Raw genomic sequence first — 26696 nt, forward strand, 5'->3', positions numbered from 1 at the left:
GACAAGCTTCAGCTGAACACGCCGCCGTAGTCTTTGCGCAGGTCGTTTTTTTGCACCTTGCCGGTGCCACCTACGGGCAACGATTCGAGGAAGACCGCATCGTCGGGGACCCACCACTTGGCGACCTTGGTGGCGAGAAAGTCGAGGATCTCTTGTTTCTCAAGCGCCTGCCCCGGCTTGCGCACGATGAACAGCAGCGGGCGTTCGTCCCACTTGGGGTGCTTGACGCCGATCACCGCCGCCATGGCCACGGCGGGGTGGCCGATGGCGGCGTTTTCCAGATCAATCGAGCTGATCCACTCGCCACCGGTTTTGATCACGTCTTTGGTGCGGTCACGGATTTGCATGGTGCCGTGCGCATCGATGGTGGCGATGTCGCCGGTGGGGAACCAGCCGTCCACCAACGCGGTTTTCTCGGCTTTGAAATAGCGCTCCACGATCCACTGGCCGCGCACCATCAGCTCGCCTTGCGATGTGCCGTCGCGGGGCAAGGTGGTGCCGTTTTCATCGACGATCTTGATCTCAATGCCCGAGACGGTTTTGCCTTGTTTGGCCACAATGGCGTGCTGCTCGGCAGCGGGCTTGAGGCGGTCGATGCGGCTCAAGTTGCTCATGGTGGCTACGGCGGTGGTCTCTGTCATGCCCCAGCCGTGGCGCACTTCCACGCCGTAGTTGTCCATGAACTTCGCGATCAGCGCCATGGGCATGGCCGAGCCGCCCACACAGGTGCGCTTCATGTGGGCAAAGCGCAAGTTGTTTTGCTCGACGTGCTGGATCAGGCCCATCCAGATCGTGGGCACGCCCGCACTGATGGTGACTTGCTCGCTGTCCATCAACTCAAACAGGCTGTGGCCGTCGAGCTTGGGGCCGGGCAAGACCAGCTTGGTGCCGGCCAGCAGTGCGGCATAGGGGATGCACCAGGCGTTGATGTGGAACATGGGCACCACGGGCAAGATGGTTTCTTGCGTGGACAGGCCCAGCACATCGGGCAAGCCCGCGGTGGTGGCGTTCAGCACGATGGCGCGGTGCGTGTAAAGCACGCCTTTGGGGTTGCCGGTGGTGCCCGATGTGTAGCACAGGGCCGCGCCGGTGTTTTCGTCGAGCTCCGGCCAATCAAAGCTGTCGTTGTGGCCGGTGATCAGGTCCTCGTAATTCATCACGTTGGCCACGCCCTCGATGGCGGGTGTGTTGGCGGCATCGGCCAGGCAGACCCAAGCGCGCACCTTGGGGCAATGCGCGGCAATGCCTTTGACCAGCGGCGCGAAAGTGGCGTCAAACAACACCACCTCGTCCTCGGCGTGGTTGATCACATAGATCAGCTGCTGTGGGTGCAGGCGCGGGTTGCAGGTGTGCATGACCATGCCGCTGCCCGAGACGGCGTAATAGGCTTCCAGATGGCGGTGGTTGTTCCAGGCAATCGAGCCGACCGCGCTGCCCGCTTTCAGGCCCATCTGGGCCAGTGCATGGGCCAATTGGCGGGCGCGCTTGGCCGCATCGGCATAGGTGGTGCGGTGCAGCGGGCCATGCGTTTCGCGCGAGACGATTTCTTGATCGCCAAACTGCGCTGCGCCGTGTTCGAGGATGCCCGAAATGAGCAGGGGGCGGTTCATCATGAGGCCGGTTTGGGGCATGTTTTTGTCTCCAGTGTTTTTGAGTTTTTTACAGCATGGCCGCGTACACCATGTCGCGAAACAGGGGGCGATAGTCATCGCGCTGGTTGGGTGCCTGGATCATCAGCATGGCGACCATGTCGAGTGCCGGGTCGACAAAGAAGGTGGTGCCCGCGATGCCGCCCCAGTAATACAAACCCACCGAGCCTGGCACGGGCGACAGGCCCAGATGCGTGCGCACGGCAAAGCCCAGGCCAAAGCCGTGGCCCGGTGGCAGCAAGGTGCCATCGACCGGGATGCCGCCCAAATGGTCTGCGGTCATGAAGTCCACCGTGTGGGGGCCGAGCAAGCGCACGCCGTTCAGCTCGCCCCGGTTGCGCAGGCACTGCAAAAAGCGGGCGTAGTCCATGGCGGTGGACATGAGGCCACCGCCACCGCCTTCCATGGCGGGCACCTGGCGTGGCTCCAGCACCTTCATGGGCACGCCACCGTCAGGGTCGTGCGCAAAGGGCTCGGCAATGCGGTGCTGCTGATCGGGCGGCACGGCAAAGCCGGTGTCCACCATGCCCAGGGGGCCAAAGATCTCCGCTTGCAAGAAAGCGCCCAAGCCTTGCCCGCTGACCACCTCGACCAGCCTGCCCAGCACATCGGTCGCGCGGCTGTAGGCCCACACGCTGCCAGGCTGAAACTGCAAAGGCAGCGCCGCCAGCGTTTGCGAAAACTCGGCATTGGTGCGATCGCGCGAGGCGATCTTCACTTGGCCGTATTGCTGCTGCACGGGCGATGTGCCCAGAAATTCGTAGGTCATCCCGGCCGTGTGGCGCAGCAGGTCTTGCACCGTGGCCGGATTGCGCACCGGCTCCAGCCCGTGGGCGGTGGCTACTTGTTGTGCAGCGTATTCAGGCAACCAGCGGCTGATCGGGTCGGAGAGCAGCAACTGACCGCGTTCGACCAGCATCATCACCGCCACCGACACCACCGGTTTGGTCATCGAATAGATGCGAAAGATGCTGTTGGTCTGCATGGGTGTGCCCTTGGCGGGGTCTTGCTGGCCCACCGCCTCGAACAAAGCGATCTGGCCTTGGCGGGCCACCATGGCCACCGCGCCCGGCAGACGGCCGCTGTCCACTTCGCGGCGCAACACGTCCATCAGCCGTTGTGTGCGGTCGGGGCACAGGCCCACATCGGCGGGGCGGGCGTGGGGCAAAGGAAAATGGGGGGTCATCGGCGCTCCAGAATAAGGGTGTTTTGTACACCAGCGACCGACGAGGGGGTATCACCTAAAGCAACCGGGGTGCAGTTGCGAATGCGAATGCGAATGCGGATGTGGATGTGAATGCGGTTGCCTGCTCAAGCCCGCCGCCAAAGCCCCATTCCCCGCTGCGCCTTGCTGGCATCGCTGGGCGTTAGCGCCACGGGGCCTTGCGGCGTCTGGCGCAGCACATCGGCCAGCGCCATCAGGGCGGACTCGGGGCCGCTGAGCAGTTCAAGTTCCAACTCCAGCAGCGGTTCGCTCAAGTCGGTGCCGGGCACATGGATGCGGCCTTGGTCGAGGGCCACTTCAATTTGTGCACCATCGTGCTCGATGACCCAGCGTTGGCGTTCAAAGTCGGTGCAAAACAGGGCTTTTAGATTTGGCCGCATCGCCATCAAGTCTGCGGCCAGTGCGGCGTCGTCCACCAGTGTGTCGAATTGCAGGGCGCCCGGTGTGGTCGGGCCTTCCCACTCTGATCTGCGCGACAGGCCGTTTTGGCTTTGCCCAGCGGTCTTGACGGTCAGCAGCCACTGGTCGCCCGCCAGCCGTTCGCGCACCGCCATGCGGCGCTGCTGCAGGGCCAGATGCGGTGTGTCGAAATAAGTGTTGAGCAGGCGCTGCGTTTTGCTCGCCCCCGCCAGCAGCGGGTGGGCCAGCAGGCGCGGCAGGTCTGCGTCGGTCAGCGACAGTTTGAGTTCGGTTTCCAAGGCGAGCTAGGGCGTTCAGCGGCGTGAACGGAGCATGGACATCAAGACGCCATCTTTGAGGAAAAAATGGTGGTAAAGCGCGGCGACAGCATGCAGGCCCGACAACCATAAGATCATGTCACCCAGCATGCCGTGCACATCGCCCCAATCGGCCAGATTGGCAAGGGGTGACTGTGCGATGACGGGCATTTCATTGATTCGCAGGCCACCCAACAAAGTCAGTGGGTGCCCTTCGCTGCCCAAGGCCAACAAGGCGCTCATTGGGACAGCCAGCAGCATCAACCAGAGTAAGCCGTGAGTCGCGCGGGCTGTCAGGTGCATCCAGCCGGGCATGTCAAAACGCGGTTGGGCCGGGCGCACCGCCACCCACACCAAACGCAGCAAAGTCAAGGTCATGACCAATAGGCCCAATGTTTCGTGCACCACGATGTCCCATCGGGTGGCTGGGTCCAGCCCTTGGCGCATTTCGCGGCCAAAGTGCTCTGGGCCGAGGATGAAGGCGGCGATGACCGCGATGGCCGTGAGCCAATGGAGTGCGCGGCTCAAGGTGTCGTAGTGGGTGTTTGGCGTGTTCATTGTTGTTCCCTGAAAAACGCCATTGTGCAGGGTGAATATGAACGCTTTGTGAATTGATCGTTGGCCTTCGTTGAGGCGCATCAAGTGACCGCATGTCTGATGGGTCCAAGCTCACCACCCTGCCTGGCCCGTGTGGCACAACGGTTGTGGTTTGTTAAGCGGCGGGTGTCGCAAAGTGCTCCCGCAGATAAGCCACGATCGCCCCCGAGTCTTGCAGCCAACGGGTTTGCCCATTGGCGTCGGTGATTTGGAGACAAGGCACTTTGGTGGCTCCGCTGCCTTCCAGCAAGGCATTGCGATTGGCTGCGTGGTGCTGTGCATCGCGCTTTTCAATGGGCAATGACAAGCGGCGCATTTCCTGACGCACTTTGATGCAAAACGGGCAGGTGCTGAATTGGTAAAGCGCCAGGCTTTGGCACTGCAAGTCAACTGCAGCTTGCGCCGCTGGCGCGCGCTGCACACCAACCGGTTGTGTTTGGCGCTCTTTGAGCAGCATGAAGGGGCCGAGCACGACGCGCAGGGTTCTAAAAAAGGCACGGATCACGGTTTTCATAAAGGTCTTCAAAAAATCAAAAAGGGTGTGGATGGCCAACGGGGCAGTTCAATAAAGCGACATCACAGCAAGCGTGCCAAATAGTGGCCCGTGAAGCTGGCCTTGTTTTTGGCCAACTGCTCTGGCGTGCCTTCACCCAGCACGGTGCCGCCGCCTGCACCGCCTTCCGGTCCCATGTCGATCAGCCAGTCGGCGGTTTTGATCACGTCGAGGTTGTGTTCGATGATGACGATGGTGTTGCCCGCGTCGCGCAGCTGGTGCAGCACTTTGAGCAGCAGGTCGATGTCGGCAAAGTGCAGGCCGGTGGTGGGTTCGTCCAAGATGTAGAGCGTGCGGCCGGTGTCGCGCTTGGACAGCTCCAGCGCGAGCTTCACGCGCTGCGCTTCGCCGCCCGACAGCGTGGTGGCGCTTTGGCCCAGGCGGATGTAGGTCAGGCCCACATCCAGCAGGGTCTGCAGTTTGCGCGCAATGTTGGGCACGGCGCTGAAGAACTGGTGCGCGGCTTCCACTGTCATGTTCAGGATCTGTGCGATGTTTTGGCCCTTGTATTGCACTTCCAGTGTTTCGCGGTTGTAGCGCATGCCGTGGCACACGTCGCAAGGCACGTAAACATCGGGCAAAAAGTGCATTTCCACTTTCACCACGCCGTCGCCTTGGCAGGCCTCGCAGCGGCCCCCGGTCACGTTGAAGGAAAAGCGCCCGGGGCCATAGCCGCGCTCGCGTGCAGCGGGCACTTCGGCCATCAACTCGCGGATGTGGGTGAACAAGCCGGTGTAGGTGGCGGGATTGCTGCGCGGTGTGCGGCCAATGGGGGACTGGTCCACGTTGATGACTTTGTCGAAATGCTCAAGCCCTTTGATCTCTTCGTGCTTGGCGGCCTCTTCGTGTGCGCGGTGGATCTGGTGCGCCGCTGCGGCATAAAGCGTGTCATTCACCAGCGTGGATTTGCCCGAGCCGGAAACGCCGGTCACACAGGTCAGCAAGCCCACGGGGAATTTGACGTTCACGTTTTTCAGGTTGTTGCCCGATGCGCCCACGATCTCGATGAAGTCCTTGCCTGCTTTGTGGCGCTTAGGGATAGCGATTTTTTTACGACCCGACATGTACTGGCCAGTGACCGAATCGGGCGCGGCCAAAATGTCGGCGCAGGTGCCTTGCGCCATCACGCGTCCGCCGTGTACGCCTGCGCCCGGCCCCATGTCAATCACATGGTCGGCCACGCGGATCATGTCTTCATCGTGCTCCACCACCAGCACGCTGTTGCCAATGTCGCGCAGGTGTTGCAGCGTGCCGATCAGGCGGTCGTTGTCGCGCTGGTGTAAGCCGATGCTGGGCTCGTCCAGCACATACATCACGCCCGTCAAGCCCGAGCCGATCTGGCTGGCCAGTCGGATGCGCTGCGATTCGCCGCCCGACAAGGTGTCGGCGCTGCGGTCCAGGCTCAAATAATTCAGGCCCACGTCGTTCAGAAACTTCAAACGCAAGGCGATTTCGCGGACCACCTTGTCGGCAATCTCGGCCTTGGCCCCGTGCATCTTCAGGCTCTGAAAATACTGCTGTGATTCGCCCAAAGTGATGTGGCTGATGTCGTAAATGGCGCGCGACTGCGCACCTTCGCCAATGCGCACATGACGGGCTTCGCGCCGCAGCCGGGTGCCTTGGCAATCGGTACAGGCCTGCATGTTGCGGTAGCGCGCCAAGTCCTCGCGCACCACGGCCGAGTCGGTCTCGCGGTAGCGCCGCGTCATGTTGGGAATGATCCCTTCAAACGGGTGTTTCTTGCTGACCTTTTTGCCCTGCGAGGCACCGGACTCCATGACGTAGCTGAACTTGATCTCTTCGTCGCCTGAGCCATTCAGCAGCACCTGTTGTGCGCTGGTGGGAAGCTTTTCAAATGGGGTTTCGATGTCGAACTGGTAATGCTTGGCCAGGCTTTCGAGCATGCTGAAGTAAAAGCCGTTGCGTCGGTCCCAGCCCTTGATGGCACCGCTGGCCAGACTGAGCGAAGGGAAAGCCACAACCCGCTCCGGGTCAAAAAATGCCATGGTGCCAATGCCGTCGCAGGTCGGGCAAGCGCCCATGGGCGAGTTGAACGAGAACAACCTCGGCTCCAGCTCGCTGATCGAATAAGTGCACACCGGGCAGGAGAACTTGGCGTTGAACAGGTGTTCTTTGCCGGTGTCCATTTCTAGGGCTACGGCGCGGTGTTCGGCCAGGTGCAGCGCGGCCTCAAAGCTCTCGGCCAGGCGCTGGCGCAGGGCATCGCGTGCCTTGGCATCTTCCTCGGCGCGAACCTTGATGCGGTCCACCACCACGTCGATGTTGTGTTTTTCGGTTTTCTTGAGCGCAGGCAGGTCTTCCACTTCAACGGTTTGTCCATTGATGCGAAAGCGCACATAGCCCAGTGCCTGCATTTGCTCAAAGATTTTTTCAAACTCACCTTTTTTCTCGCGGGCAATGGGCGCGAGGATCATCAGCTTGGTGTCTTCGGGCAGGGCCAGCACGGCGTCCACCATCTGGCTCACAGTCTGCGCTTGCAGCGGCAGATCATGGTCGGGGCAATACGGCGTGCCTGCGCGGGCATACAACAGGCGCAGGTAGTCGTGGATCTCGGTGACCGTGCCCACAGTGGAGCGCGGGTTGTGGCTGGTGGCTTTTTGCTCGATGCTGATGGCGGGCGAAAGGCCCTCGATCAGGTCCACATCGGGCTTGTCCATCAGCTGCAAAAACTGCCGTGCATAGGCCGACAGGCTTTCGACATAGCGGCGCTGGCCTTCGGCGTAGAGCGTGTCAAAGGCCAGGCTGGACTTGCCTGAGCCCGACAGCCCGGTGATCACCACCAGCTGGTTGCGCGGGATGTCGAGATCGATGTTTTTCAGGTTGTGGGTGCGGGCACCGCGCACGCTGATGTGGGTTTGCCGCAGGGCTGACGCCAGATACCGCGCTTGTTCGGGTTCGTCGGGCAAGTAAGGGGAGTCAACAAGGTTCACGGTGGACGGCCAGATCAGCAAAACCTTTGATTATCCCTGTCGGCGCTTTTTTTGGCGCCGGGGCTGACCAATCAGGGACAATCACCCTTTTTCCCTGACTCTCTGACCCTGGCTGCTCCGCGTGACCGAAACCCCTGAAAAGCAATTTGCTTCCTCGTCTGTGTCCATGACACCCATGGAGCGTCGCGCCAGTGCCTCGTTGGCCGGCATTTTTGCGCTGCGCATGTTGGGTTTGTTTTTGGTATTGCCCGTGTTTGCCCTTGAGGCGCGCAAATACCCGGGGGGTGATGACCCTGCTCTGCTGGGTTTGGCCATGGGCATTTATGGCTTAACGCAAGGTTTGTTGCAGTTGCCTTTTGGCATGGCCTCAGACCGCTTTGGTCGCAAACGCGTGATTGTTTTGGGCCTGGTCATTTTTGCCTTGGGCAGTTTTTGGGCTGCGGGCGCGACCGATTTGACGGGTTTACTGGTGGGGCGTAGCTTGCAAGGCGCTGGTGCTGTTTCGGCCGCCGTGACGGCTTTGCTGGCCGATTTGACCCGCGACGAAGTCCGCACCAAAGCCATGGCCTTGGTGGGTGCCAGCATCGGCTTGATGTTTGCCTTTTCTTTGGTGGTGGCGCCAATGCTGGTCGCCGTCATGGGTTTGTCAGGCCTGTTCGGCTTGACCGGCGTGTTGGCCCTGTTGGGCATTGCGGTGGTGGTTTGGGGTGCGCCCCCGGCACCGGCCCGGATGAAGGGCCAAGCCCGGGGCAGCCTGAAGGATGTGCTGCGCCATGCGGGCTTGATGCGCCTGAATTTTGGGGTCTTCGTACTGCATGCGGTGCAATTGGCCATGTGGGTGGCGGTGCCCGCTTTGCTGGTGCAATCGGGTTTGCCCAAGGCCGCGCATTGGCAGGTTTATTTGCCTGCCGTGCTGGGGTCGTTTGTTTTGATGGGCGGTGTTTTTGCTTTGGAGCGGCGGGGGCATCTCAAAAAAGCGTTTTTGGCTGCAATTGCCCTGATTGCGCTGGTTCAAGTTGGCTTGCTGGTCCAGTCATCCGGCACGTCCAGCGTGGTGGTCATGGCCGGGCTGTTGTTCGCTTTTTTCTGTGGTTTCAATGTGCTGGAAGCCACGCAACCCAGCATGGCCTCCCGCATGGCGCCCTCTGCGGTTCGCGGCACGGCATTGGGCGTTTACAACACTTTGCAGTCGCTGGGCTTCTTTGTCGGTGGCTGGCTGGGCGGTTGGTTGGTGAAAAGCTGGGGCAGTCCGGCCTTGTTTGCCAGCTGCGCTTTGGCCATGTTGGTGTGGTGGCTGGTCGCGTTGCCCATGCAGACGCCGGGGCGTGCTGCATCCGCCCAGCTTGCAGAGTAAAAGCCGCATAATCCGAGTCTTATCGAGGAGTTTTCATGGCATCCGTCAACAAAGTCATCATCGTCGGCAATCTGGGCCGCGATCCCGAAACCCGCTACTTGCCCTCTGGCGATGCTGTGAGCAACATCAACGTGGCGACCACCGACCGCTACAAGGACAAAGCGACCGGCGAGATGAAAGAGGCCACCGAGTGGCACCGCATCAGCTTTTTCGGCAAATTGGCCGAAATTGCAGGCCAATACCTGAAAAAGGGCTCGCAAGTCTATGTGGAAGGCAGTTTGCGCACCCGCAAGTACACAGACAAAGACGGCGTCGAAAAATTTGCCACCGAAATCCGTGGCGAAACCATGCAAATGTTGGGTGGCCGTCAAGGCATGGGCGGCCCGTCCGATGACGGCGGTGGCGGCGGTTATGCGCCTCGATCGTCGGCACCGGCTGCACGCCCGGCGGCAGCTCCTGCCCAGCGGCCAGCGGCTGCACCCAAGCCAGCGGCCAGCAGTTTTGACGACATGGACGACGATATTCCGTTCTGATCCAGCGCAGATGTCTGCATTCGAGCCCGCCGCACATGTGCCGTGGGCTTTTTTCATGGATCCGGGCATTTTCAAATGACCCGTCCTGAGCTTCTTAATTCACAATGTACTGATGAATGAAATGAACGCCCGTTATTTGCCGCTGGACGATGAGCAGCGTCGTCAACTTCACAACGAAGTGCATGCCCGACCATCGGCCCGGGTTCGATTGCCCGCTTTGATTGTTTATGTGGCCGTGCTGAACGAGGGTGTAGCGCGCGAGCAAGAGTGGCAACACCTGAAAAACTTGCCCGGTCATGCCGACTTGGCGCTGGACCGCTTGAATGGCAATTTTTTACGCCTGCGTTGCGACGGTTTCACCGTCAAATGGGAGCGCCACACCGAGTTCACGCGCTATTCGATCGTTCAGCCCTTGCCTGAGCATGCGGGGTGGGGCTCGGTCTCGCCCGAGCTGGCCGCGCATCTGGTGACGGGGGCCGCGTGGTTGCGCGACATACCGGGCAAAACCGTGGCCGCCATCCATTTGGGCATGCTGGCCGCTGCGGTGGATGCGCCCAACACCGTCGCTCAGGCGCAGGCTTGGTTGGGCGAGGGTGCTGTGGTGGGCTCGCGCATGGGCAACACCACCGAAGGCTTGCCACACTCTTGTGTGCTGACCCATTTCAGATTGGGGGCCGATGGCTTTGAGCGCATGTTGGTGCTGGCGCCGGCGGACACCAGCGAGGCCCGTGCCGGGCGCATTTCGCAGCGTTTGCTGGAGCTGGAAACCTATCGCCTGATGGCCTTGCGGGGCTTGCCCGTGGCCAAAGCCTTGTCGCCCGTGCTGTCTGACGCCGAAGCCCAACTGGCCGAAATCACGGCTCGGCTGGAACGCAAAGAAGACAGTGACCAGGCTTTGCTGGATGTGCTGGTGTCTTTGGCTGCCCGAATCGAACGGGCCACAGCGGAACACGGTTACCGTTTTTCGGCCACACGGGCTTATGACACTTTGGTGAGCCAGCGCATTGCCGAGTTGCGTGAACGACCGATTGCCGGCACCCAGACGGTGGGTGAATTCATGCAGCGCCGTTTGTCGCCCGCCATGGCCACGGTGGCGGCCACGTCGCAGCGCCTGTCGGCACTGTCAGAGCGGGTGTCGCGCACCAGTGCTTTGCTGCGGACCCGTGTTGATATTGCCACCGAGACTCAAAACCAGGTCTTGCTGGAAAAGCTCACCCGTGGGCAGGACCTGCAACTGCGTCTGCAAAGCACGGTGGAGGGTTTGTCGATTGCGGCGATTTCATATTACGTGGTCAGCTTGGTGCTGTATGGCGCCAAGGCCCTGAAGGCAGCGGGTGTGCCTATTCAGCCCGAAGTTGCGGCAGGGGTGATGGTGCCCGTGGTGTTGTGGGGCGTTTGGCGGACCACTCGCCGCATCCATGCCCGGCTGCACCAAACGCCGGATTGACACCATGGAATTGCGGCAACTGCGTTATTTTGTGAAGGTGGTCGAGGCGGGGAGTATCAGCCGTGCCGCCCTGGACCTGGATTTGGTGCAGTCCGCGTTGAGCCAGCAAATCACGCGGCTGGAGAGCGAGTTGTCGACCCGTTTGTTGCAGCGCACGCCGCAAGGTGTCACGCCCACTGAAGCCGGAGTGGCTTTTTTTCGTGAGGCCCAATTGACCTTGCGCCATGCAGAGCAAGCGGTGCGTTCGGCCCAACAGTCCCGGCTCACGGGGACGGTCAGCGTGGGGCTGGCACCCACAACGGCGGCTGTTTTGGGTTTGCCCTTGATGCAGGCCATGCGCGAGCGTTATCCGGATGTGCGTTTGCACATGGTTGAAAGTTTGTCTGGGCATTTGTCGGCCATGCTGAATGCAAGGCAGCTGGATTTGACGGTCTTGTTCGACTCGCCGATCCGTGCCAGTCAGCATTTGCAGACCGCCAGGCGCTGGAGCGTCTTGCCTCTGATCGAGGAAGATATCTTTTTGATCGCATCGCGCCAGACCCGTAAGGCCAAAGCGCCCGAGAGTTTGCGCATGGCCCAGCTGGCTCACGAGCCGTTGATATTGCCGACGGGGCCGCACGGTTTGCGCAGTGCCTTGAATGCGGCATTTGCCCGTGCCAATGTCACGCCGCAAGTGACGCTGGAGATCGATTCTCTGGCCATGTTGATGGATGCTGTGCGCGCGGGCCTAGGCGGAACCTTGCAGCCTTGGGCGGCCGTGTCACGCATGGCGCAAGAGGGCGAATCGTTGTACATGGCGCGCATCACCGACCATCAAGTGACCCGCGTGAATTTGTTGTGTGGATTGTCCGATGATGAGTTGTCGCCTGCCGCTTTGGCGACCCGTGTGGTGATGGGTGATTGTGTTCGTGCCTTGGTGCAAAGTGGCGCTTGGCAAGGCGCGTCCATCAGCCCGTTGGGCTAGGGTCGGCATGGTTTTAGGGGTATCACGAAATGTGATGCCCCCATCCCCGTACCCTGCTGCACAAACAGGGCTCGGGTGTCTAAAGTATCACTTTCAGATATCCCAATGGAGACACAACATGGACTTGCAGCTCAAAGACAAAACCGCCCTGGTGACGGGTGCCAGTGTGGGCATTGGCCGAGGCATTGCCAAAGCACTGGCGGCTGAAGGGGTGCGGGTGGCCGTGTCGGCCAGACGCGTGGACAAACTTCAAGAGTTGGCCGCCGAAATTGTGGCGGCCGGTGGCCATGCGCCGGTGATCATCGAATCCGATCTGTATGCCGAAGATGCGGCCGCCCGTCTGTCGCAAGCGGCCTTGGCAGGGTTGGGGAGTGTTGATATTTTGGTCAACAACGCCGGTGGCTCGCGCAGTTTCAAAGAGCTGCATGTGAGCGAAGAAGCCTGGCAAGAAGCCATCACCTTGAACTTTCACCGGCCACGTCAGGTGGCCGATGCCCTGATTGACCAGATGATCGCGCGGCAGTGGGGGCGCATCATCAACATCACGGGCAAGAGTGAACCAGAACATACCAATGGCGCGTTTTGCGCCAAGGCCGGTATGCACAGCTGGGCCAAGGGTTTGTCGCGCATGGTGGGCAAGCATGGTGTGACGGTGAACTGTGTGCCGCCCGGGCGCATCCACTCCGAGCAGATTTTTCGCAACTACACACCGGAATACCGCCAGTGGCAGTGTGACAACGAAATCCCGATGGGCCGTTACGGCGAGCCTGAAGACATGGCCAATCTGGTGACGTTTCTGGCATCGCCTTTGGCCAGTTACATCACCGGGGCGGTGATCCCGGTTGATGGTGGCCTGCGCAAATACCAGTTCTGAGTTTGGCTTCAACTGTCCTCACTGAAAGAGTTTCATGACCGTGGATATTTTGGTGATCGGCGGAGGCAATGCCGCCTTGTGCGCGGCGCTGATGGCCCGTGAAGCCGGCGCCACCGTGCGGGTGCTCGAGTCGGCGCCACGCGAATGGCGCGGCGGCAATTCGGGCCACACCCGCAATCTGCGCTGCATGCACGATGCACCACAGGATGTGCTGATAGACGCATACCCCGAAGAAGAGTTCTGGCAAGACCTGCTCAAAGTGACGGGGGGCCTGACCGATGAGCATCTGGCGCGTCTGGCCATTCGCCACTCGGCGACCTGCAGGCCTTGGATGTTCAAGCACGGCGTGCGCTTTCAGCCGTCGCTGTCGGGGGCTTTGCACACGGCCCGCACCAACGCCTTTTTCATGGGGGGTGGCAAAGCCCTCATGAACGCTTATTACCGCAGCGCCGAGAGACTCGGTGTGCAGATCGATTACAACGCCGAGGTCGTTCAGATCGAGTTGGATGCGGGCCGCTTTGTGTCGGCGTCGGTCATGCACAAAAGCCCGGATGGTTCGGTGCGGCGTGAACGCCTTGAGGCCAGCGCCTGTGTGCTGGCCGCCGGAGGCTTCGAGTCCAACCGCGAATGGCTGCGCGAAGCCTGGGGCCAAAACGAGCGCGGTGAATACCCGGCTGATCAGTTTTTGATCCGTGGCACGCGTTACAACCAGGGTGTGTTGCTCAAGCACATGCTGGACCAAGGTGCCGACCTCATCGGTGACCCGACCCAAGCCCATATGGTGGCGATTGACGCCCGTGCCCCACTCTACGACGGTGGCATTTGCACGCGCATTGACTGCGTGTCTTTGGGTGTGGTGGTCAACCGCGAAGCCCGTCGTTTTTACGACGAAGGCGAAGACTTCTGGCCCAAACGCTACGCCATTTGGGGCCGATTGGTGGCGCAGCAGCCGGGGCAGGTGGCGTATTCCATCATCGACGCCAAAGCCGTGGGCCGCTTCATGCCACCCGTGTTTGAAGGCACCCAGGCGGACAGCCTGCCCGAGCTGGCCCGCAAGCTGGGGCTGGATGAAGCTACTTTCATGCAGACCCTGAACGACTACAACGCAGCCTGCCGAGAAGGCTCTTTTGACCACACGGCGCTGGACGACTGTCATACCGAAGGCGTGAGCCCCGCCAAAACCCATTGGGCCAGGCCACTGGATACCGCGCCCTACTACGCCTATGCCGTGCGGCCTGGCGTGACCTTCACTTATCTGGGCCTCAAAACCGATGACACCACTGCTGTGCGTTTCAACAACCAACCCAGCCCCAACCTGTTTGTGGCGGGCGAAATGATGGCAGGCAATGTGCTGGGCAAAGGCTACACCGCCGGGGTGGGCATGACGATCGGCACCGCCTTTGGGCGCATCGCAGGCGAGCAGGCGGCCAAGGCCGTCAAAGCACAAAAACAAGGAGCAGGCCATGCAAACGCTTGAAGCCCTGACCCGTGATGCCCGTGCTTTGGCGCGTGGTGAGATGACGGCGCCCGAGGCCGAAGTGGCGCGGCAAATGCAGATTTGCAATGGCTGCCGTTACTGCGAGGGTTTTTGTGCGGTGTTCCCTGCGATGACGCGGCGTCTGGAATTCGGCAAGGCCGACATCCATTACATGGCCAACCTGTGCCACAACTGCGGTGCCTGCCTGCATGCATGCCAGTACGCGCCGCCGCATGAATTTGCCATCAATGTGCCCAAAGCCATGGCGCAGGTGCGTGGCCAGACTTATGTCGACTACGCCTGGCCTCCTGCATTGGGGCGGCTTTACCAGCGCAATGGCTTGACGATTTCTTTGATGCTGGCGCTGGGCTTGGGCCTGTTTTTGGTGCTGGCCATGCTCAAGCAAGGCACGCTGTGGGGTGCGCCGGTCGCGGGTGGGTTTTATGCCGTGTTCCCGCACAACCTGATGGTCAGTTTGTTCGCCCCGATTTTTCTGTTTGCCGTTCTGGCTTTGGGCCTCGGTGTACAGCGCTTTTGGCGAGAAGTGACCCCGGCTACCAGCGGGGCACCATTGAGTGCACCAGCGGCCGCAGAAGCGACCGATGCCGCATTGCGTTTGAAATACCTGGATGGCGGACATGGCGAAGGTTGCCACAACGAAGACGATGCCTGGACGCATGCCCGTCGGCGTTTTCACCACCTCACGTTTTACGGTTTCATGTTGTGCTTTGCGGCCACCAGCGTGGCCACCGTTTATCACTACCTGTTGGGTTGGCCGGCCCCTTACGCCTTGCCCAGTTTGCCCAAGTTGTTGGGTGTGGTGGGAGGGGTGAGTTTGCTGTGCGGCACGTGCGGTCTGGCTTGGTTGAACATCCAGCGGCACCCTGACCATGGTGACCGTGCACAAAAGCCAATGGACCTAGGCTTCATGGCCTTGCTGGCCTTGATCAGTTTGAGTGGCCTGTTGTTGTGGTGGTGGGGTGCTACCGCAGCCATGCCTGTGCTGCTGGCCGTCCACTTGGGGGCGGTGATGGCCTTGTTTTTGACTTTGCCTTATGGCAAGTTTGCCCACGGCATTTTCCGCACGGCGGCCTTGTTGCGTTTTGCGGTCGAAAAGCGCGAGCCCAACCGTTTGGCTCTGGGCGGTGAATAAAGCCGCTCCTGAGATGGGCGCTTCAGGGCTTCAGACCATGTGCATGGTGGGCGCAGAGTGGATCACGCCGCCGCCCAGGCACACCTCGCCGTCATAGACCACGGCGCTTTGGCCGGGTGTGACGGCCCACTGGTGTTCCCTGAAGCTCAGTTCGAAACCGGCTTGACCATCGGTCATGCGCATGTTTTGTAATTCACAGGCAGCGTCCGCTTGTCGGTAGCGTGTTTTGGCGGCATAGCGGCCAGGCTCGGGCGCGGTGCCTGCGCACCAGCTCACATCGGTCGCTTGCAGTGTGGGTGATTGCAGCCAAGGGTGGTCATGGCCTTGCACCACCCACAGCGTGTTTTTCTCGGTGTCTTTGCGCGCCACAAACCAGGGCGTGTGTTCGCCACCGCCACGTTGTGCGCCTTTGGCTTTGATGCCGCCAATGCCCAAGCCTTGGCGCTGACCCAGCGTGTAAAAGCTCAGCCCCACATGCTGCCCGATGGTGCGGCCCGAAGGGTCCTTGATGGGGCCGGGCTCTTTGGAGATGTATCGGTTCAAAAAATCGCGGAAAGGTCGCTCGCCAATGAAGCAGATGCCGGTGGAGTCTTTCTTTTTGGCGTTGGGCAGGCCAATTTCTTCGGCAATGCGGCGCACTTCGGTCTTGTGCAGTTCGCCGACAGGGAACAATGTTTTGGACAATTGCGCTTGATTTAGTCGGTGCAAAAAATAGCTTTGGTCTTTGGACGCGTCTAGGCCCTTGAGCAGTTCGTGCCGGCCTGTTGCGCTGTTCAGGCGCACGCGAGCGTAGTGGCCGGTGGCGATTTTTTCGGCCCCCAGCCGCATGGCGTGGTCCAGGAATGACTTGAACTTGATTTCCGCGTTGCACAAAATGTCGGGGTTGGGGGTGCGCCCGGCCTGGTATTCACGCAGGAATTCAGAGAAAACGCGGTCCTTGTAGTCGGCTGCGAAATTAACGTGCTCGATCTCGATGCCCAGCACATCGGCCACGGCGGCGGCATCGACAAAATCAATGTTGGAAGAGCAGTACTCGCTGTCATCGTCATCTTCCCAATTTTTCATGAAGATGCCAATGACGTCATAGCCTTGTTGCTTGAGCAAATAGGCGGTGACAGCTGAGTCGACGCCGCCGGACAAGCCGACGACCACACGAGGGAGTTGGGACATGCCGTAATTATCCCGTGACTGCCTGCGATGTCCGCCGAGGTCATGAATTTATAATGCCAAATGGGTCAAAATTCATGAACCGAGCTTGCACTTGGTGCCAACACTTCAGAACATTTCTGCACGATGTCGCGCATGGCATGTTCATCATCACCCACAGTGGTCTGGCCATGGTGGGCTTGACTGCGGTCAGTCTGGGATTGGCTTTGTGGTTGAACCCGCAGTGGCTGCACAGCGCCGAAGGTGAAATGTTCAACTGGCTGCGAGAGCGCAGGGTCTTGTTTGCATGGTTGCCCGAAAACACGGCGGAACGCGCAACAGCCCTGAACTTGCAGGAATTGCCCCCTTCTCAAGCCGCTGTGGCCGAGTGGTTGGGGCGCAAATACAAGGTTGCACCAGAGCCCTTGGCGGCTTTGGTGGTCGAATCTCATGTCTTGTCGAAAAAAACCAAGTTGGCGCCGCATTTCATTTTGGCGGTGATGGCCATTGAGTCCAATTTCCATCCTTACGTGCAAAGCCAGGCGGGAGCTCAGGGCCTGATGCAGGTGATGACCGATATTCACGTCAAGCGTTATGAGGCCTATGGGGGCCGTCTTGCTGCGTTTGACCCTATTTCCAATTTGCGTGTGGGCGTAGCGGTGTTGTCTGACGCCATCAAGATGCGGGATGGCTCTCAAGAAGAGGGTTTGAAGTTCTATCTGGGGGGCTACGGCCTGACCGAAGATGGTGGCTATGTGGCCAAAGTGTTCGCCGAGCAGGCGCAGTTGGACCAAGTCGCCGCAGGCAAAAAACCGCCTGTCCAATGAATTTTTCTTGTGACCTTGCAGTCAGTGCGCGGGCTGTTTATTGCTTTTGGTCAAAATCTGCAGATCATCCCATCGCTGGCAGATGACCATTCGATGGCTTACGGCCATCAGTAGGCCTTTGAGCGCTCAGGTTGGCAAGACAGGCCGCTGAGTCACGGCCTGATCGGTGTAGATCACCTCCAGCGGAAAGCGTTGCCCAGCCAGATGGTCTTCAATGCAGCGCAAGACAAGCGGGCTGCGGTGACGAGCTGAACTGTTGCGCACTTCTTCAGGCGTCATCCACAAAGTGCGGACAATGCCTTCGTCCAGGCTCAAGTGGGGCTGCAACTCACCGATGTCGCCGCAAAAAGCCATCCGCACGTAGGTGATGTCTTCCCCAGTGCTCGGGCGCTGAAAACGCGACAAATAGAGGCCAACCAATGCCGTTGGTGTGAACGGGTGGGCCGTTTCTTCCAGGGTTTCGCGTGCACAGCCATCGGCGGGTGATTCGCCCTCGTCCAGATGGCCGGCCGGGTTGTTCAGGCGCAAACCTTCTTGGGTGTGCTCTTCGATCAACAGGTAGCGGCCTTCTTTTTCGATGATGGCGGCGACGGTGACATTGGGTTTCCAGCGTTTGTCCATGACGGTGATTATGAAGTGCCCGCTGGACACGGGCGGGCTTGATGCGGGTTTTTCCGGCAAACAAATGGCATGTTTCGTTTAATATAAGAGGCTGCTGATATTCTGCTTCTGGGCGCGTCAGTTGCTTAAAAGCAGGGCTTGTACGGGTTTTGAAAATGTTGACTTGGGTTAAGCTGACGAATCGGCTATTTTTAGTGAATTGAGTGAGGAGACTTTCATGCAGACAGGCGAAAACGCCCCCACGCCCCAGCGCATTGGCGTGCCGCGAGAGATTTTTTCGGGCGAAAAACGGGTAGCTACGGTGCCCGATTCGGTGACCAAGTTGATCAAACTCGGCTTTGCCGTGGTGGTCGAGCGGGGTGCAGGTGAGCTTGCCGACCTGTCCGATGGTGCTTACATTGAGGCTGGTGCGACCATCGCGCCGAGCGCCGCAGCCCTCTGGAGCGGCAGCGACATCGTCTTCAAAGTGCGTGCTCCCACGTCGGAAGAGGTGGCGCTGATGCACGAAGGTCAGACGCTGATTGGCTTTTTGTGGCCCGCCCAAAACCCCGATTTGATGCAGCAGTTGGCAGCGAAAAAGGTCACGGCGTTGTCGATCGACGCCCTGCCGCGCACGCTCAGTCGAGCCCAGAAGATGGACGCACTGACCTCCATGGCGGGTGTCAGTGGCTACCGCGCCGTCGTGGAGGCGGCCAATGCCTTCGGCCGTTTCTTCAACGGCCAGATCACGGCCGCAGGCAAAGTGCCACCCGCCAAGGTGTTTATCGCCGGGGCCGGGGTGGCCGGTTTGGCTGCGATCGGTGCCGCTTCCAGCCTAGGGGCCATCGTGCGCGCCAACGACACCCGTGCTGAAGTGGCCGACCAGGTCGTGTCGCTGGGTGGTGAATTTGTCAAAGTGGATTACGAAGAAGAAGGCTCAGGCGGTGGCGGCTACGCCAAGGTCATGAGCGAGGGCTTTCAGGCCGCGCAGCGCGAGATGTATGCGCAGCAGGCCCGCGAGGTGGACATCATCATCACCACTGCGCTCATCCCTGGCAAACCAGCGCCCAAGCTGATCACCGCCGAAATGGTCAAGAGCATGAAGCCCGGCAGCGTCATCGTCGACATGGCGGCCGAGCAAGGCGGCAACTGCGAACTGACTGAGCGCGGCAAGGCCGTCGTCAAACACGGCGTGACCATCGTCGGCTACACCGATTTAGCGTCGCGCATGGCGCGTCAGTCGTCCACGCTTTACGGCACCAACTTGTTCCGCTTGACCGAAGAGCTGTGCAAAACCAAAGACGGTGTGATCAACGTCAACATGCAAGATGACGCCATTCGGGGCCTGACGGTCATCAAAGATGGCGAAATCACCTGGCCCGCACCCCCGCTGGTCGTGGCCCCCAAACCTGCGCCGAAGCCCACGGCAGCGGTGGCCGAGAAGAAAAGCGGTCATGGCCACGGCAGCAGCGGCCCGATGCCCGTCAAAACCCTCGCCATGGTATTTGGTTTGGGTGCACTGGCGTTTTGGGCCATTGGTGCCTACGCCCCGGCGGCCTTTTTGGGCCATTTCACGGTGTTTGTGCTGGCTTGCTTCATCGGCAACATGGTGGTCTGGAACGTGACCCCCGCACTGCACACGCCGTTGATGAGCGTGACCAATGCGATTTCCAGCATCATCGTGATCGGTGCGCTGGTGCAAATCTTGCCACCCGAGGCAGGCAGCAATGGACGACCTGATCAGCTCATTCAGTGGCTGGCTTTTGCCGGCATCGTGCTCACCGCTGTCAACATGTTCGGTGGCTTTGCCGTCACCCGCCGCATGTTGGATATGTTCCGCAAATAAGGATTTTGGGGGCGGCTCGTGAGCGCCACCCTCAGCCGATCAAGAAAAGACACACCCATGAACTTTAACCTGGCCACGACCGCCTATTTGGGCGCAGCCATCCTCTTCATCCTCAGTCTGGGGGGCTTGTCCAACCCAGAAACTTCGCGCCGGGGCAACCTGTATGGCGTGGTGGGCATGGCACTGGCTGTGCTGGCCACCATTGTGGGGCCACGTGTGGCTGCTGCAGGCGTTCCCTGGATCATCGCTGCTTTGCTCATTGGCGGCAGCGTGGGTCTTTATGCCGCCAAAACCGTCAAGATGACCCAAATGCCCGAGCTGGTGGCGCTCATGCACAGCTTGGTGGGCCTGGCGGCCTGTTTGGTGGGCTTTGCCAGTTATGTGGACACCTCGGTGCAGTACCAGGGAGCAGAAAAAGCCATCCACGAAGTGGAGATTTATGTCGGCATCCTGATCGGTGCGGTGACTTTCTCGGGCTCGTTGATTGCGTTTGGCAAGCTCAACGGCAAGATCGGTGGCAAACCTTTGCTGTTGCCCGCACGCCATTGGCTGAACTTGCTCGGCTTGTTGGCCGTGGTCTGGTTTGGCCGTGAATTTGTCAATGCACACGATGTGCAAAGCGGCATGACGCCGCTGATGGTGATGACCGCGATCGCGCTGCTGTTCGGCATCCATATGGTCATGGCCATTGGCGGTGCCGACATGCCGGTGGTGGTGTCCATGCTCAACAGCTACTCGGGTTGGGCTGCTGCGGCCACGGGGTTCATGCTCAGCAACGACTTGCTGATCGTGACCGGTGCCTTGGTAGGCTCCAGCGGGGCCATCTTGTCTTACATCATGTGCAATGCCATGAACCGCAACTTCATCAGCGTGATCGCGGGTGGCTTTGGTGGTGGCGCCCCTGCTGCACCCAAAGCCGACGGCGCCGCAGCCGAGCCGCAAGGCGAAGTGGTGCCCGTGAGTGCCACAGAGACAGCTGAGTTGCTGCGCGAGGCTAAGAGCGTGATCATCGTGCCCGGTTACGGCATGGCCGTTGCCCAAGCCCAGCACACGGTCAACGAGATCACCAAGACTTTGCGTGAGCGTGGTGTGACGGTGCGGTTTGGCATTCACCCCGTGGCAGGCCGAATGCCGGGCCACATGAACGTGCTCTTGGCCGAAGCCAAAGTGCCCTACGACATCGTGCTGGAGATGGACGAGATCAACGACGACTTTCCTGACACCGATGTGGTCATGGTCATCGGGGCCAACGACATTGTTAACCCGTCCGCGCAAGACGATCCGACCAGTCCGATCGCCGGCATGCCTGTGCTCGAAGTCTGGAAGGCCCGTGCCAGCATTGTCATGAAGCGCTCCATGGGCAGCGGCTACGCGGGTGTGGACAATCCGCTGTTTTACAAGGACAACAACCGCATGCTGTTTGGCGATGCCAAAAAAATGCTCGACGAAGTGCTGGTCGCATTGAGGGCATAAGGTCGCCTTACAGGGCGGAAGCCTTGCGTCAAGAGGGCGGAAGCCTTGCGTCAAGAGGGCGGAAGAATCAATTCTTCCGCCCTTTTTTCTTGAGCAAAAAGAAGGGGCGGATGACCTGCGCCAAGGTGCATTTTTTCGCGTAAACCCTGAGGCCTTGCATGTCAGTCTGCCGTCAGATCTACGTTAGACTGATCCTCAGGAGAACTTGACATGAACTTGAATCCCGTTTGGCTGAAAAGTTACCCCGAAGGCGTTCCAGCCGACATTGATACAACCCAATACAGGTCCTTGGTGGCTTTGCTTGAGGAGAGCTTTGCCAAATACGCAGACCGTCCGGCCTACAGCTTCATGGGCAAGGACATCAGCTATGCCCAGACCGACCGGGAAAGCTTGGCCTTGGCGGCGTATTTGCAATCTTTAAGACTCAACAAAGGAGATCGCATCGCGATCATGATGCCCAACGTGCCGCAGTATCCGGTAGCCGTTGCCGCCATCTTGCGTGCAGGTTTTGTGGTCGTCAACGTGAACCCGTTGTACACCCCGCGCGAACTCGAACACCAGCTCAAAGACTCTGGTGCCAAAGCGATTGTGATCGTCGAGAATTTTGCTGCCACGCTCGAAAAATGCATCGCTCAAACCGCGGTTCAGCATGTGGTGCTGGCTTCTATGGGTGACCGTCTGGGTTGGTTCAAGGGCCACTTGGTCAACTATGTGGTGCGGAACATCAAGAAAATGGTGCCTGCCTTCAACCTGCCCCAGGCTGTCCGCTTTAACGATGCCTTGACCCGAGGCAAGCAGATGGCGTTCCTTCGGCCCGAGTTGTTGGCCGAAGATATTGCCGTGTTGCAATACACCGGAGGCACCACAGGCGTTTCCAAGGGAGCAGTGCTGCTGCACCGCAACTTGATTGCCAACGTCTTGCAATCCGATGCCTGGAATGAACCGGTGATGAAACGCATCCCTGTGGGTCAACAACCCACTTCGGTATGCGCTTTGCCGCTGTACCACATCTTTGCTTTCACGGTGAACATGATGCTGTCGATGCGCTCCGGTGGCAAAACCATCCTGATTCCCAATCCACGCGATTTGCCCGCTGTGCTCAAAGAGCTGTCCAAGCACACGTTTCACAGCTTTCCGGCCGTGAACACCTTGTTCAATGGCTTGGCCAACCACCCGGATTTCAACACCGTTGACTGGTCCAACCTCAAGGTGTCGCTGGGGGGGGGCATGGCCGTGACGCCCAATGTGGCCAAGCTCTGGCTCGAGAAAACCGGCTGCCCGATTTGCGAGGGCTACGGTTTGTCAGAAACCAGTCCTTCGGCCAGCTGCAACCCGACCACCAGCACCGAGTTCACGGGCACGATTGGCGTGCCGATTCCGGGCACGTTCATGAAGCTGCTTGACGATGAGGGCCACGATGTGACTACACCCGGCATGGCCGGCGAAATCGCCATCAAGGGCCCACAAGTCATGGCGGGTTATTGGCAGCGTCCCGATGAAACGGCCAAGGTCATGACGGTTGAGGGGTACTTCAAGTCGGGTGATGTCGGCATCGTGGACGAGCGGGGTTATTTCAAGATCGTCGATCGTAAGAAAGACATGATTCTGGTCAGTGGTTTCAACGTCTACCCTAATGAAGTAGAAGAAGTCGCTTCTGCTTGTCCGGGCGTAATGGAGTGCGCGGCCATTGGTGTGCCTGATGAGAAAACCGGCGAGGCGGTCAAGTTGGTGGTGGTCAGAAAAGACCCTGCGCTGACCGATGCGCAAGTCATCGCCTATTGCCGCGAGAACATGACCGGTTACAAGCAACCCCGTGTGGTCGAGTTTCGCGACGAATTGCCCAAAACGCCCGTCGGCAAAATCTTGCGGCGCGAGTTGCGCAACAAGGCCTGATCGCCGACCTGCGGGGTTTGTATCCCGACACACTGCCAAGCGGCCACACCGTTCACTTGTGGCCGTTTTTCTTTTTGACGCATTGCACAAGGGGTGATCCATGGCCGTGATCGGCATCATGAGCGCCATGCACGAAGAATTGGCGGCTGTACTGGCTTGCCTGCCAGACGAGCAGCGCGTTGCGGTGGCCGGGCGGGAGTTTTGGCTGGGTCACTGGCAAGGTCATGCAGTGGTGGCTGTGCTGTCGCGTATTGGCAAGGTGGCAGCGGCCACAACGGCCACGGTGTTGATCGAACGCTTTCATGTCGACACCCTCGTGTTCACGGGTGTGGCCGGGGGGATGGGCTCGGGTGTGCGTGTGGGCGATGTGGTGGTGGCCAACGGGTTTGTGCAGCACGACATGGACGCTTCCCCGCTGTTTCCCCGTCATGAAGTGCCGCTGTATGGCCGAGCCCGTTTTGAGACCGATGCAAACCTCTCGGCACAACTGGCGGAGGCTGGCCAACAGGTGCTGGCGCAAGCTGCGCAGCACTTGGGTGCGGGCACTTTGGCTGAGTTTCAATTGGATTCACCCCGCGTGCACCAGGGACTGGTCATCAGTGGCGACCGATTTGTCGCAACCTCGACCGAAAGCCAGGCCTTGCGTCTGGCTTTGCCCGATGCTTTGGCTGTGGAGATGGAAGGAGCGGCAGTGGCGCAGGTGTGCCACGATTACGCGGTGCCCTTTGCCGCTGTACGCACCATTTCAGACCGGGCTGACGATGCCGCCCACACCGACTTCAATCGCTTCATTCGTGAAGTCGCCAGCCGCTATAGCCTGGCGATTTTGTCGCAATGGTTGACCAACAGGCCCCCCGATTGATGGCGGCTTACTTGAGCCAGCCGCGACGTCGGAAATACCACATGGGCACCACGGCGCTGGCCACCATCAGGGTCAGTGCGTAGGGGTAGCCCCACTTTTGCGACAGCTCGGGCATGTACTGGAAGTTCATGCCGTACAGGCTGGCAATCAAGGTGGGCGGCAGCAAGGCCACGCTGGCCACCGAGAAAATCTTGATGATCTTGTTCTGGTTGATGTTGATGAAACCGACCGTGGCGTCCATCAAGAAATTGATCTTGTCGAACAAAAAGGCCGTGTGTGAGTCCAGCGAGTCGATGTCGCGCAGGATCTGGCGGGCTTCTTCAAACTGCTCGGCGTTGAGCATCTTGGAGCGCATCATGAAGCTCACGGCGCGGCGTGTGTCCATCACATTGCGACGGATGCGGCCATTCAAATCTTCTTGCCTGGCAATCGCGCCCAGCACTTCTCCGGCCATGGCATCGGTCACATCGCCCGACAACACTTTTTTGCCTGCGATTTCGAGTTTGTCGTAAATGCCCTCCAGCGTGTCGGCCGAGTATTCGGCGTCGGCGTCAAACAGCTTGAGCAGCACTTCTTTGGCGTCTTCAATCAGGCCCGGGGCGCGTCGTGCCCGCATTCGCAGCAGGCGAAACACCGGCACGTCTTCGTCGTGGATAGAGAACAGTACGCCTTGGCTTTTCAGGTTGGCGTTGTGCTGGTTCAAAATAAAGGCGCAGCGCACGGTGCGGGGCTCGTCTTCGTCTGCAATCAAAAAGTCAGAGCGAATGTGCAGCTCACCGTTGTCTTCTTCGTAGAAACGGGCTGATTCCTCAATGTCCTCGTCCATCGCATCTTCCGGGATGGACAGTCCAAAGTACTGTTTGATCCAGCGCTTTTCATCCAGTGTGGGCGACTCAAGGTCGACCCAGATGGGCTGAAAGCGGGAGAGTTCTTCCAGCGACTCGATCTCTTCCTGAAAGAGGCGGCCGTTGGCGAGTGTGAAGATGTTGAGCATGGCGAATCCAAAAATGGCCAAGTGCCAAAAGTTCAAAGGGGCGGCGAAGTGTTTTTGCAGCTTTCGAACAATGGGCAGGGTGCTCAAGTCGTTCGAAAGCTACCAACTCGGGGTAGTTTCCACGGCAATGTGTCTCCAGAATGAATCGGCGGATTATCGCACCGGATGTTGGGCGGGGAGTGTTAGATTCAGGCAACTTTATTGCATTGTTCCATGACACCCCATTTGACCCCTCGGCGTGAACGCTGGCTGCTTTTTACACTGGCCGGCATCCAGTTCACCCATATTCTTGATTTCATGATCATGATGCCGCTGGGGCCGCAGTTCACGGCCCTGTTCGGCATCAGCAATGCCCAGTTTGGCTTGTTGGTTTCGGCCTACACCTTATCGGCAGGCCTGTCCGGGCTAATGGCGTCTACGTACATAGACCGTTTCAGCCGCAAACGCTTGCTGCTTGTGATGTACACGCTGTTTGGGCTGGCTACGCTGGCCTGTGGCTTGGCCCCTGACTATTTGGGGTTGATGGTGGCACGTGTGGCTGCTGGCTTGTTTGGCGGTGTTTTGTCCGCCTTGTCCCAGACCATCGTGGCCGATGTTGTGCCCTTCGAGCGCCGAGGCCGGGCCATGAGCGTGGTGATGACTTCGTTTTCTGTGTCCACCGTGGCGGGGGTACCTTTGGGCTTGTTTTTGGCAGCGCACTTGAGCTGGCATGCGCCCTTTTTTGGCATCGCCTTGCTGGTGGGGCTATTGGCACTCGGCGCTTGGCAAACCTTGCCCCGGCTCGATGCACACCTGCATCACCCAGAACGGACGGGTGTCTGGCGTGGCATTGGGCAGGTGCTGTCCGAGGGCAACCACCTCAAAGCCTTCGGCGTGTCGGGTTTGATGATGTTCGCCGGTTTTACGGTCATTCCTTACATCACCATTTACTTGCAGTCCAATGCCGGCATGCAAACCGCTGAAGTGCCCTGGATTTACCTGTGCGGCGGCCTAGCCACCTTGCTGAGTGCGCGTTATTTTGGGCGATTGACGGACCGGGTAGGCAAAGTCCGGGTGTTCCAGCGCCTGGCGCTGGCTGTGGCGGTGCCATTGATGGCCACCACGCTTTCGCAGGGATTGCCCTTGTGGGGCTTGCTGGTGATATCGACCTTGCTCTTCACGGTCATGAGTGGACGCATGATTCCTGGCATGGCGATGATTTCATCGGCGGTGGAACCTCGTTTGCGCGGCACCTTCATGACCCTCAATTCGGCGGTGCAGTCGGCGGGCATGGGCTTGGCGGCCCTGCTGGCGGGCCTGATCATCGGGCGTGATGAACAGGGGCACCTCACGTTTTACTGGGTGGCGGGTTTGTTGGGGGTGGTGGCCAGTTTGCTCAGTGCTTGGCTGGCTGGGCGTTTGCGCTTGCATGGCGCACCAAGCGCTTCGAATTGAGTTCAACTGGAACGATAGCACCGAAAAGTCTGTTTCGAGGCAATTGTCCAGGCCAATCGGGGTTTACCTTGTGGCGCCTTGCTTTTCAATTCTTGGCGGCGCATAGTGGAGCTGAATCACCCGAAAGG

Annotated in this window: 22 protein-coding genes; 13 read left to right on the top strand and 9 right to left on the bottom strand. The window is 59.6% G+C overall.

The features are described 5' to 3' along the window. Nucleotides 1–8: 8 nt before the first annotated feature. The 6 genes from BN3544_RS01640 to uvrA form a co-directional block, all read right to left on the bottom strand. Entirely contained in the window at nucleotides 9–1631 is a 1623-nt protein-coding gene (locus tag BN3544_RS01640) for a long-chain-fatty-acid--CoA ligase (RefSeq protein ID WP_019429698.1), read from the bottom strand. A 28-nt stretch (nucleotides 1632–1659) separates the two neighbouring features. After that, a complete protein-coding gene (locus BN3544_RS01645) occupies nucleotides 1660–2835 on the bottom strand; it encodes a serine hydrolase domain-containing protein (RefSeq protein WP_019429697.1) in 1176 nt (391 codons plus the stop codon). A 125-nt stretch (nucleotides 2836–2960) separates the two neighbouring features. Further along, nucleotides 2961–3572 carry a CYTH domain-containing protein gene (locus BN3544_RS01650; protein ID WP_019429696.1) on the bottom strand — a complete coding sequence of 204 codons (612 nt, stop codon included), beginning with the start codon at nucleotides 3570–3572 and terminating at the stop codon, nucleotides 2961–2963. A 15-nt stretch (nucleotides 3573–3587) separates the two neighbouring features. Continuing rightward, a complete protein-coding gene (locus tag BN3544_RS01655; RefSeq protein WP_019429695.1) occupies nucleotides 3588–4148 on the bottom strand; it encodes a cytochrome b in 561 nt (186 codons plus the stop codon). Nucleotides 4149–4302: 154 nt separating this feature from the next. Continuing rightward, on the bottom strand, nucleotides 4303–4701 hold the full coding sequence (locus tag BN3544_RS01660) for a glutaredoxin family protein (RefSeq protein ID WP_026036602.1): 399 nt from the start codon (nucleotides 4699–4701) through the stop codon (nucleotides 4303–4305). A 62-nt stretch (nucleotides 4702–4763) separates the two neighbouring features. After that, the gene (gene uvrA, locus BN3544_RS01665; RefSeq protein WP_019429693.1) at nucleotides 4764–7691 is read right to left on the bottom strand and encodes an excinuclease ABC subunit UvrA; all 2928 of its coding nucleotides are present in this window, start codon (nucleotides 7689–7691) and stop codon (nucleotides 4764–4766) included. 166 nt (nucleotides 7692–7857) lie between these two features. Between uvrA and BN3544_RS01670 the strand changes: the two genes are divergently transcribed. From BN3544_RS01670 to tcuB, 7 genes are all read left to right on the top strand, one after another. Next, nucleotides 7858–9045, top strand: coding sequence for an MFS transporter (locus BN3544_RS01670; protein WP_026036600.1), 1188 nt, complete (start codon nucleotides 7858–7860; stop codon nucleotides 9043–9045). Between the two features lie 35 nt (nucleotides 9046–9080). Then, nucleotides 9081–9578: a single-stranded DNA-binding protein gene (gene ssb / locus BN3544_RS01675; protein WP_019429691.1), complete on the top strand. Its 498-nt coding sequence runs from the start codon at nucleotides 9081–9083 to the stop codon at nucleotides 9576–9578. Nucleotides 9579–9690: 112 nt separating this feature from the next. Next, nucleotides 9691–11025 carry a DUF3422 family protein gene (locus BN3544_RS01680; RefSeq protein WP_019429690.1) on the top strand — a complete coding sequence of 445 codons (1335 nt, stop codon included), beginning with the start codon at nucleotides 9691–9693 and terminating at the stop codon, nucleotides 11023–11025. A 4-nt stretch (nucleotides 11026–11029) separates the two neighbouring features. Then, complete coding sequence (locus tag BN3544_RS01685; RefSeq protein ID WP_026036599.1) at nucleotides 11030–11989, top strand: LysR family transcriptional regulator; 960 nt, start codon at nucleotides 11030–11032, stop codon at nucleotides 11987–11989. Nucleotides 11990–12107: 118 nt separating this feature from the next. Further along, nucleotides 12108–12863 carry an SDR family NAD(P)-dependent oxidoreductase gene (locus BN3544_RS01690; RefSeq protein WP_019429688.1) on the top strand — a complete coding sequence of 252 codons (756 nt, stop codon included), beginning with the start codon at nucleotides 12108–12110 and terminating at the stop codon, nucleotides 12861–12863. A gap of 34 nt (nucleotides 12864–12897) precedes the next feature. Next, nucleotides 12898–14340: an FAD-dependent tricarballylate dehydrogenase TcuA gene (gene tcuA / locus BN3544_RS01695; protein WP_019429687.1), complete on the top strand. Its 1443-nt coding sequence runs from the start codon at nucleotides 12898–12900 to the stop codon at nucleotides 14338–14340. Further along, nucleotides 14327–15493, top strand: a complete 1167-nt coding sequence (gene tcuB / locus BN3544_RS01700) for a tricarballylate utilization 4Fe-4S protein TcuB (protein WP_019429686.1) — start codon at nucleotides 14327–14329, stop codon at nucleotides 15491–15493. Before tcuA ends, tcuB begins: the two co-directional genes overlap by 14 nt. Before the next feature lie 30 nt (nucleotides 15494–15523). Here tcuB and mnmA read toward each other — a convergent pair whose 3' ends face one another. Further along, nucleotides 15524–16663 carry a tRNA 2-thiouridine(34) synthase MnmA gene (gene mnmA, locus BN3544_RS01705; RefSeq protein ID WP_019429685.1) on the bottom strand — a complete coding sequence of 380 codons (1140 nt, stop codon included), beginning with the start codon at nucleotides 16661–16663 and terminating at the stop codon, nucleotides 15524–15526. 137 nt (nucleotides 16664–16800) lie between these two features. Between mnmA and BN3544_RS01710 the strand changes: the two genes are divergently transcribed. Then, nucleotides 16801–17466, top strand: a complete 666-nt coding sequence (locus BN3544_RS01710) for a lytic transglycosylase domain-containing protein (protein ID WP_231733885.1) — start codon at nucleotides 16801–16803, stop codon at nucleotides 17464–17466. 126 nt (nucleotides 17467–17592) lie between these two features. On the opposite strand, the gene BN3544_RS01715 is transcribed toward BN3544_RS01710, so the two are convergent. Then, nucleotides 17593–18087 (bottom strand): NUDIX hydrolase, encoded by a 495-nt coding sequence (locus BN3544_RS01715; protein ID WP_019429682.1) that lies wholly within the window; start codon nucleotides 18085–18087, stop codon nucleotides 17593–17595. 217 nt (nucleotides 18088–18304) lie between these two features. On the opposite strand from BN3544_RS01715, the gene BN3544_RS01720 reads away from it, so the two are divergent. The 4 genes from BN3544_RS01720 to BN3544_RS01735 all read left to right on the top strand — a co-directional run bounded on the left by BN3544_RS01720 (nucleotide 18305) and on the right by BN3544_RS01735 (nucleotide 24140). After that, nucleotides 18305–19912: a Re/Si-specific NAD(P)(+) transhydrogenase subunit alpha gene (locus BN3544_RS01720; RefSeq protein WP_019429681.1), complete on the top strand. Its 1608-nt coding sequence runs from the start codon at nucleotides 18305–18307 to the stop codon at nucleotides 19910–19912. A 57-nt stretch (nucleotides 19913–19969) separates the two neighbouring features. Beyond that, the gene (pntB, locus tag BN3544_RS01725) at nucleotides 19970–21385 is read left to right on the top strand and encodes a Re/Si-specific NAD(P)(+) transhydrogenase subunit beta (protein ID WP_019429680.1); all 1416 of its coding nucleotides are present in this window, start codon (nucleotides 19970–19972) and stop codon (nucleotides 21383–21385) included. A 210-nt stretch (nucleotides 21386–21595) separates the two neighbouring features. After that, nucleotides 21596–23278, top strand: coding sequence for a long-chain-fatty-acid--CoA ligase (locus tag BN3544_RS01730; protein WP_019429679.1), 1683 nt, complete (start codon nucleotides 21596–21598; stop codon nucleotides 23276–23278). Between the two features lie 100 nt (nucleotides 23279–23378). Further along, nucleotides 23379–24140 carry a 5'-methylthioadenosine/adenosylhomocysteine nucleosidase gene (locus BN3544_RS01735; RefSeq protein WP_019429678.1) on the top strand — a complete coding sequence of 254 codons (762 nt, stop codon included), beginning with the start codon at nucleotides 23379–23381 and terminating at the stop codon, nucleotides 24138–24140. A 7-nt stretch (nucleotides 24141–24147) separates the two neighbouring features. Here BN3544_RS01735 and corA read toward each other — a convergent pair whose 3' ends face one another. Further along, nucleotides 24148–25134, bottom strand: a complete 987-nt coding sequence (gene corA, locus BN3544_RS01740) for a magnesium/cobalt transporter CorA (protein ID WP_026036597.1) — start codon at nucleotides 25132–25134, stop codon at nucleotides 24148–24150. Between the two features lie 213 nt (nucleotides 25135–25347). Here corA and BN3544_RS01745 point away from each other — a divergent pair, with 213 nt between their 5' ends. Further along, nucleotides 25348–26568, top strand: a complete 1221-nt coding sequence (locus tag BN3544_RS01745) for an MFS transporter (RefSeq protein ID WP_019429676.1) — start codon at nucleotides 25348–25350, stop codon at nucleotides 26566–26568. Nucleotides 26569–26696: the final 128 nt, after the last annotated feature.

It is taken from the genome of Limnohabitans sp. Rim47, from assembly GCF_001517545.1.
In the GTDB taxonomy this organism is placed as follows: domain Bacteria; phylum Pseudomonadota; class Gammaproteobacteria; order Burkholderiales; family Burkholderiaceae_C; genus Limnohabitans_A.